Origin of the sequence: Actinomadura rubrisoli (assembly GCF_004349215.1) — a bacterium.
GTDB classification, from domain to species: domain Bacteria; phylum Actinomycetota; class Actinomycetes; order Streptosporangiales; family Streptosporangiaceae; genus Spirillospora; species Spirillospora rubrisoli.
The window spans coordinates 1-7,237 of sequence record NZ_SMKU01000420.1 but is presented as its reverse complement, the minus strand read 5'-3'; the positions used below and the strand labels follow the sequence as shown (position 1 = coordinate 7,237).

At 70.5% G+C, this 7,237-nt stretch carries 9 protein-coding genes; 7 read left to right on the top strand and 2 right to left on the bottom strand.

All coding sequences use genetic code 11. The features are described from left to right. Window positions 1–501: 501 nt before the first annotated feature. On the top strand, window positions 502–1,584 hold the full coding sequence (gene ssd, locus E1298_RS41660) for a septum site-determining protein Ssd (RefSeq protein WP_131902902.1): 1,083 nt from the start codon (window positions 502–504) through the stop codon (window positions 1,582–1,584). 356 nt (window positions 1,585–1,940) lie between these two features. Here the strand turns inward: ssd and E1298_RS48885 are convergent, their stop codons facing one another. Further along, window positions 1,941–2,096 (bottom strand): hypothetical protein, encoded by a 156-nt coding sequence (locus tag E1298_RS48885; RefSeq protein ID WP_165975920.1) that lies wholly within the window; start codon window positions 2,094–2,096, stop codon window positions 1,941–1,943. A 385-nt stretch (window positions 2,097–2,481) separates the two neighbouring features. Here E1298_RS48885 and E1298_RS51425 point away from each other — a divergent pair, with 385 nt between their 5' ends. The 6 genes from E1298_RS51425 to E1298_RS41635 all read left to right on the top strand — a co-directional run bounded on the left by E1298_RS51425 (window position 2,482) and on the right by E1298_RS41635 (window position 6,790). After that, window positions 2,482–2,613, top strand: a complete 132-nt coding sequence (locus tag E1298_RS51425; RefSeq protein WP_279499616.1) for a hypothetical protein — start codon at window positions 2,482–2,484, stop codon at window positions 2,611–2,613. Between the two features lie 786 nt (window positions 2,614–3,399). Continuing rightward, window positions 3,400–4,560: a TadA family conjugal transfer-associated ATPase gene (locus E1298_RS41655; protein ID WP_131902901.1), complete on the top strand. Its 1,161-nt coding sequence runs from the start codon at window positions 3,400–3,402 to the stop codon at window positions 4,558–4,560. Then, window positions 4,557–5,291 carry a type II secretion system F family protein gene (locus E1298_RS41650; protein ID WP_131902900.1) on the top strand — a complete coding sequence of 245 codons (735 nt, stop codon included), beginning with the start codon at window positions 4,557–4,559 and terminating at the stop codon, window positions 5,289–5,291. Before E1298_RS41655 ends, E1298_RS41650 begins: the two co-directional genes overlap by 4 nt. A 184-nt stretch (window positions 5,292–5,475) precedes the next feature. After that, window positions 5,476–6,066 carry a type II secretion system F family protein gene (locus E1298_RS41645; protein ID WP_131902899.1) on the top strand — a complete coding sequence of 197 codons (591 nt, stop codon included), beginning with the start codon at window positions 5,476–5,478 and terminating at the stop codon, window positions 6,064–6,066. A gap of 173 nt (window positions 6,067–6,239) precedes the next feature. Further along, window positions 6,240–6,431, top strand: a complete 192-nt coding sequence (locus E1298_RS41640; RefSeq protein WP_131902898.1) for a DUF4244 domain-containing protein — start codon at window positions 6,240–6,242, stop codon at window positions 6,429–6,431. Between the two features lie 26 nt (window positions 6,432–6,457). After that, window positions 6,458–6,790 (top strand): TadE family type IV pilus minor pilin, encoded by a 333-nt coding sequence (locus E1298_RS41635; protein WP_131902897.1) that lies wholly within the window; start codon window positions 6,458–6,460, stop codon window positions 6,788–6,790. A gap of 256 nt (window positions 6,791–7,046) precedes the next feature. On the opposite strand, the gene E1298_RS51420 is transcribed toward E1298_RS41635, so the two are convergent. After that, a complete protein-coding gene (locus E1298_RS51420) occupies window positions 7,047–7,172 on the bottom strand; it encodes a hypothetical protein (RefSeq protein ID WP_279499612.1) in 126 nt (41 codons plus the stop codon). Window positions 7,173–7,237 lie beyond the last annotated feature (65 nt).

The following is a 7,237-nucleotide window of genomic DNA, read 5'->3' as shown; positions in this document are numbered from 1 at the left end:
CGGGGCCGCAGGGGGCGCCGCTCTACCTCCGGCGGCGGGCGGCCGTCCCGGCCAGGTGAGAAAAAACGGTACAGCCTGGGCGAGTTTGCGGCTCGACGGAACTCTCGACGATCGGGCAGCATATGTTGTATCTGCCTAGACTGGAGACAGCGAGTTTGCCTCTCCTATAGACCTGACTTGCGAGCGGCATAGCTCGATCTACCCCGAGACTCTCTTGGGAAAACGGGCCGGCTCTACCCCCCCAGAGCCGGACCGTTCGGCGACCCCCGCTCTCCCCCCCGGCGGGGGTCGCCCAGTCGTGAAGCGGCCGGGCGGTGGCGCAGACCAAGCCACCGCCCGCCGCCACGCGGGGAAGCCCAGTCGCTGATGATCACTCCCTTGGGCGCTCACCCGCGAGCGTGCCACCACCGCGCACCGAAGTTATCCACAGTTCGCGGAACGTCTTCCGGCGCCGTCGCCTGCACCGCAAGCTGGACTCCTCCGAACGATGTGGAGGATCCGATGAACATCGCGGCACTGATCGTCACAGGCGATCCGGCCATTGCGGACGGGCTGCTGCGCCTCGCGGCCGCCGCCGACGCCCACGCCGAGGTCGCCTATGGCCCAGATGAAGCCAGGGCTGCCTGGACGTGGCCGGCGCTCATCCTCGTCGGCGCCGACTTGGCCGAAGAGGTCGCGTCCGCCGCCCTGCAACGCCGCCCTGGCGTCGTCCTGGTCACGAACTCGGCGGCGACATCCGAGACGTACCGCATGGCGGTGGAGGTCGGCGCCCAAGACGTCGCCGTGTTGCCCGACAACGAGAGCTGGCTGGTCGACGCGTTCGCGACGGCCAGCGAACCCGACGGCACATGGGCCGCGACCCTCTGCGTCGTCGGCGCCCGCGGCGGCGCCGGGGCCAGTGTCCTCGCGGCGGCGCTCGGGCTGTGCGCGGCGAGCACGGGCCTGCGGACGCTCCTCGTGGACGCCGACCCGTACGGCGGCGGCCTCGACCTCATGCTCGGCCTGGAGTCGCACGAAGGCGTCCGCTGGCACGACCTCGCCGAACGCCGGGGCCGGCTGAACACCGCGACACTGCGCGAGGCACTGCCCCGGTCCGGCGACCTGTCCGTCCTGTCCTGGCGGCGGGGCGAGCCCGTTCCCGTCCCCCAAGAGGCCGCCCTGTCGCTGTTCGACGCCGCCCTCCGCGGCTTCGACCTCGTCATCGCGGACGTCCCGCGCTATCCAGGAGAGGTCGGCCGCGCGGCCCTGCGCGCCGCCGACGTCACCTTCCTCCTCGTACCCGCCGAGGTGCGCGCGACCATCGCCGCCGACGGGCTCTCAACCGCGCTGCGCCGCGATACCTCCGACCTGCGCCTCATCGTCCAGGGCCCAGCACCGGGCGGGCTGACCCCCGAGGTCGTCGCCCAGGCCCTCGAACTCCCGTCCGCAGGCACGTTCGACCGCGACCGCCGCCTGCCCGCCGCCATCGACGAGGGACAACTCGCGCACCTATGCCGCCGCGGCCCCCTGACCGACTTCTGCGACGGCATCCTCGCCGATCTCTCCCTCCAGCCCTACGCCTACCGAGAGGAAGAGGCAGCATGACCCACCGCCATCACAACCACCCCCGCACACCCACCACCCGCGTCCCGCCGGGCGCTCACCGCCCGCAGCCCCGGGGGGTCGCCAACGGCAGCCCCTGGCGCGGTCACCAACCGCGTCCCCTGGGACGTTCACCGACCATGGGCTTCCTGGATGGTCATCAACGGCGGCTCGCAGTGCGGTCACCAACCGCGTCGCGTCGGGCGCTCACCGCCCGCAGCCCCGGGGGTGGTCGCCAACGGCGGCCCCTAGCGCGGTCATCAACCGCGTCCCCTGGGACGTTCACCGACCATGGGCTCCCTGGATGGTCACCTACCGCGGCTCGCGGCGCGGTCACCAACCGCGCCCCGTCGGGGCGCTCACCGCCCGCAGCCCCGGGATGGCACGGTGACCCCGGCCGGGATGTGATGCCGCCCGGGATCGCGCAGCAGTGTGACGTCGCCGACGCGCAGGGGCAGCGCTCGCGTCAGCGACAGCCGCGCCGTGTCACCAACGAGAGCTCCCAGCGCGGTCACCAACCGCGTCCCCTGGGACGTTCACCGACCACGGGCTCCCTGGATGGCCCCCAACCACGATCACGGGTGTTCTCAACCCCCCGCCCTGGGATGTCGCCACAGCGGCCCGCGGGGTGACACCTAACCGGGATCTCTGGGGGGATCTCTGGGGGGATCTCCAACCGGGGTTCCTGGGGGATCGCCAACGGTGGCCGCCTGGGGTGGCCACGAATCCTCGGGCGGCCACTAACCGCGCTCTCACGGTGGTCACCAACGGTTCCCGGGGTGGTCACCAGTCGCCACCCCACGGCAAGTCACCAATTGCGGCACCTGCGGTCTCTCTCCGAGGTTCGTGGGGTGGTTACTAACTGGAGGTTCCTGGTGCGGAGACCCAACTGCGGCCGAGGTGTCGTCCGGGGAGGAGTTGAGCCTGCTGCTCGCCGGGAACCTCGACGTCGAGACGGGCCTGGTGGCGCGCTTCGGGAGTCCCGCGACGCCGGGCAGGTCCGCGACGTGCTCGACCGGCTCGCCGCGATGATGGTCTTGCGGAGGTCGAGCGGAGATCGGCGACGTGCCCGGCCTCCGGGTGGTCACCAACCGATGCCCCTGGACGGTCACATGCTGCGGCCTTTGGGCGGGCACCAACTGCCGCCCCCTGGGGTGTCACTAGCTGTGGCCTCTGTATGGGCACCGACCGCCATCGCCCGTGGGGTGGTCACCAACCGCTCCCCTCGGACGGTCACCAACCGTGCGCCTGAGCGGTCATTAACCTCAGCCCCTGGAGTGGCCACCAGCCGTGCCCTTGGGTGGTAACCGACCGTCGGCGGCTCCTGAGCAGCCACCGACCGTGGCCCGCAGGTGATCCCTAGCCCTGGTCCTTGGGCGGTCACTAACCGTGGTCCCTGGGCGGTCACCAACCGCCACCTCCTGCGGTAGCCACTAACCGTGGCCCTCGCGTGGTGGTCACCGATGCCGCCCCTGTGGGGGCACCGACCGCCAGCCCGTGAGGTGGTTATCGACTGTCGCTCCCTGGATGGTGGTGACTACATACCGCTCCTGGGCTGGTGACTAGGTGCCGCCCCTCAGGTGGTCACCAAGCCGTGGCCCCAGGGTGGTCATCGGCCGCAGCCTCGGGCGGTCGACCAACTGAGGTTCTGCCGTGCGTTTCACTGCTGCGGGCCTGCATCTTGGGGAGTCGGGGGACCGTGGTGTCGTGCGGGCCGTCCAGGGGCGACCGGACTAGACCCGTCGCCCCCGACTCCCTAGGGCTCCCCACCAACGCGCACCGTATTGGCGGTGCCCTGAAGAAAGAGGTGTCCTAGCGATGACCAGGCTCTCCGACGCTGTTCGCGACCGGCTGGCCGACACAGGCGGCGAACCGACCGCCGGGCGTGTCGCCGCGGCGCTGCGCGCCGAGGAGCGGCTGCTCGGCGACCGCGAAGTGCTGTCCCTGACCGACGAGCTGCGCGCCGAGTTCGTCGGGGCCGGCCCCCTGGAACCGCTGTTACGTTCCCCGGAGGTCACCGATGTCCTGGTGAACGGTCCGAGCGAGGTTTGGGTGGACGCGGGCTCCGGCCTGGTCCGCACCGCGCTGCGTTTTCAGGACGAGGCGACGCTCCGGCGTCTGGCCCAACGGCTCACGGCCGCCGCCGGTCGTCGGCTTGACGACGCCTCCCCCTACGCCGACGCACGGCTCCCCGGCGGGATCCGGCTCCACGCGGTCCTCCCGCCGGTGGCCGCGAACGGTACCTGCCTCTCCCTCCGGCTGCCGCGCCGACGGGCGTTCACCCTCGACGAGCTGATCACGGCTGGCACCGTCCCGCCCGAAGGCGCCACCCTCCTCGGCGCACTGATCGAGACCCGAGCCGCCTTCCTCATCTCCGGCGGTACGGGCTCCGGAAAGACAACGCTCTTGAGCTCCCTTCTCTCGCTGGCCCACCCGGGCGAACGGCTGCTCCTGGTGGAAGACTCCGCCGAGCTGAGACCAGATCATCCCCATGTCGTCCGCCTGGAAGCACGTCCTCCCAACGTGGAGGGAGCCGGTGGCGTGACCTTGAACGACCTCGTCCGCCAAGCGCTCCGCATGCGCCCCGACCGCTTGGTCGTTGGCGAGGTCCGGGGCCCTGAGGTGATCGTTTTGCTACAGGCGCTCAACACGGGGCATGAGGGGGGTTGCGGCACATTGCATGCCAACACTGCGGCGGACGTCCCGGCCCGCCTCGAAGCACTGGCGTGCGCGGCCGGGCTCAGCCGCGAGGCCGTGCACAGCCAGCTGGCCGCCGCCTTGGACGTCGTCGTCCACCTCGTCCGCGAACCGGGCGGCGGTCGGCGACGCGTGGCCGAGATCTGCCTGCTGCACCGAGCGCCCGACGGCCTTGTCGGCGTGCTCCCCGCCGTCTCCTTCACCGCGAACGGCGAGCTGAGACCGGGGACGGGCGCCGAGGAGCTGGCGGCCCGCCTGCACCATCGGTGGACGCCAGGATGATCAGTGCCGCAAGCCTGGCGGCCCTCTTCTCCTCGGCCGCCGTCTGGATGCTGCTGACCCCCACACCTGCCGCCCAACGCGTGAACCGGCTTCTCGCTCCACCCGCGGAGCCACAGGCCGGAGTCTTCCTCGTCCTCAAAACGCGGGTCGCGGCCTTCAAGGAGCGAAGGAGCCGCCCGCGCCGGTGGCGAACCTCGGTCATCGAACTCTGCGACGGGATGGCCGCTGAACTCGCCGCGGGCCGAGCCCCCAATGATGCGTTCACAGCGGCCGCCGCCGTCCTCGACCCGCACATGTCCGCCGAGATCCTCAGCACCCTGCGCCCATCTCCCTTGGGGCAGGTCCCCGAGATCCCCGACCGCCTTGAGCAACTGGCCGATCGACCAGGCGCGGAAGGGCTCCGCCTCCTGGCAGCCTGCTGGCGCGTCGGCTCTGAACGTGGCGGAACCCTTGCCACTGTTCTGGACGGCCTGGCCGCCGCCCTACGAGACGAGGAGGCTCAACGCCAAGACGTGACCGTCCAGCTCGCGGGCCCGCGAGCGACGGCCCGGCTCCTGGCCGCACTGCCGCTCCTCGGAATCGGCATGGCTGCGGCCCTGGGCGCGCATCCCCTCACCTTCCTCTGCGGCTCGCTCCCTGGCCTGGCCTGCCTGACCACCGGCGTCGGCCTCAACGCGACCGGTCTCTGGTGGACCCGCCGCTTGGCCAGATCCGCGGAGTCCCCACGATGACGCCGGACATCGGGGAGGCATGATGGCGTTGGTGGCCGTTCTCTGCGCAGCAGCGTCGGCATTCCTCATGCCCAAGGGAGCGAACGTCGCCGCCCAAAGGCTGGCCGGTCAGCTTCCAAGGGCGTCACCAAGACATGCGGCACCAAAGAAGCGCGACGCAGACCGCGATAGGCGCGAACAGCTGATGCGGCGCACTACGTCATTGGCGGCGGGCCTACTCGCCTACGTCGCCGTGGGCGACCTGAGCGGTGCCGTGATCGGCGTCCTGATTGGCCTCGCGGTATGGCACTCGTTCAGCCGCCTGGGAAACGCCGAGCGCAAACGCAACAGGGCACGCCTCGTCGCCGACCTCCCTGTAGCGGTCGACCTCCTTGCCGCATGTCTTCGCGGCGGCACCCCTTGGCACCAAGCGGTCGACGCCGTCGCGGACGCGGTCGGTGGCCCGCTCGGGGACGAGCTCCGTGGCGTCGCCATCCAGATCCGGCTCGGCGCCGACCCGACGGACGCCTGGCTCGCGCTCACGAGGGAACCACTGCTAGCGCCCCTGGCCCGCACAGCCGTCCGCGCCGTCTCGACCGGGGCGGCGCTGGCCCCGTCCCTGAGCCGCCTCGCGCGCGACCAGCGGCGCATCGCCCGCACGGCTGCCGCGGCGCGTGCCCGCTCTGCGGGCATACGCGCCCTCGCCCCGCTGGGCCTGTGCTTCCTGCCCGCCTTCGTCCTGCTCGGAGTGGTCCCGGCCATCGCCGGAATCGCCTCGACGCTCCTCCTCCCCTGACGGTTATCCACAGAACGGCGTTCACGTTCCGCGTGACACCTCGGCATCGCAGTCTTGGTAACGGGCGCACTCAGCCGTCCAGCGGCGGTCCCATACCAGCCATACCCAGAGGTCCCTGGGCCCGCCAACCGTACGAATGACCAGCTCAGCCACATCAAGAAAGGTAGGACACCATGCGGGCGATACAGACAGCGGTGCGGCAATTGCGTACGGCCAGGGATAAAGGCATGTCCACCGCCGAGTACGCGGTCGGCACCATAGCCGCAGCGGCCTTCGCCGGCCTGCTTTTCAAGATCGTAACGAGTCCGGAGGTGAAGACCCTGCTTTTAGGGATCATCAAGAAGGCTCTCCAGCTTGCCGGCTGACCGGCCGAGCCCGGCGCGAGCAGGGGATGGTCACGGCCGAGATCGCCGTTGCATTGCCCAGCCTGGTACTGATCACGGCGATAGCGCTCTGGGGCATGATGGTCGCCTCCGTCCAGCTCACCTGCACGGACGCCGCACGCACCGGCGCCCGCGCAGCGGCCCGAGGCGAGTCCCTGCCCGCCGTTCGTGATCTGGTCCAGAAGGCCGTCCCCGCCGGAGCCACAGTGAAGGTCCACCGGGACGAAGCGACGGTGCAAATCGACGTCTCCGCCCCAGTCAAGGCACCGGCGGCGTCCGGACTACCACCCCTGGTCGTCCACGCACACGCAACCGCAGCCACAGAACCAGGCGTCAGTTGACACCCGCGTCTTCGGCGGCCCACCCGTCGAAGACGCGGGTATCCACCACCCAACGCACCAAGACTCCCGCGTGCGGCCGCTGCGCCACCCGCACCACCTCTTCGAAGGGGCAGACCTTTTGGGCCCTCGCCGCCCAAGGACAAACACAGCCCACCAGGCGCTGCGGAGATACGAGCGCTACTACCTCCGCCCGGCGGACGGCGGCATGCATGACGGAGTTGATGCTGTTCGCCAGAGCGGCGAACTAGGTCGTTTCCTATGGGGCTTGTTCGTCGCGCATCAGTACGTAGATCCGTAAGAAGCGCCCTAGGCCAGGCAGGTCCACGGTCTGGTGGACCAGCGCCTCTGCCTGGCTGGCGTCGGTGAGGACGATCGCGGTCATGTTGGGATGGGTGGCTGGTGATTCTGGGTGGGGGTGTCTTGAAGGGTGGGGTGTGCCTTGAAAGG

What these genes read in the sequence shown, in the direction of transcription:
- ssd (WP_131902902.1), top strand. Translation starts at nt 502, where the DNA reads ATGAACATCGCGGCACTGATCGTCACAGGCGATCCGGCCATTGCGGAC.
- E1298_RS41655 (WP_131902901.1), top strand. Translation starts at nt 3,400, where the DNA reads ATGACCAGGCTCTCCGACGCTGTTCGCGACCGGCTGGCCGACACAGGC.
- E1298_RS41650 (WP_131902900.1), top strand. Translation starts at nt 4,557, where the DNA reads ATGATCAGTGCCGCAAGCCTGGCGGCCCTCTTCTCCTCGGCCGCCGTC.
- E1298_RS41645 (WP_131902899.1), top strand. Translation starts at nt 5,476, where the DNA reads ATGCGGCGCACTACGTCATTGGCGGCGGGCCTACTCGCCTACGTCGCC.
- E1298_RS41640 (WP_131902898.1), top strand. Translation starts at nt 6,240, where the DNA reads ATGCGGGCGATACAGACAGCGGTGCGGCAATTGCGTACGGCCAGGGAT.
- E1298_RS41635 (WP_131902897.1), top strand. Translation starts at nt 6,458, where the DNA reads ATGGTCACGGCCGAGATCGCCGTTGCATTGCCCAGCCTGGTACTGATC.
- E1298_RS51420 (WP_279499612.1), bottom strand. Translation starts at nt 7,172, where the DNA reads ATGACCGCGATCGTCCTCACCGACGCCAGCCAGGCAGAGGCGCTGGTC.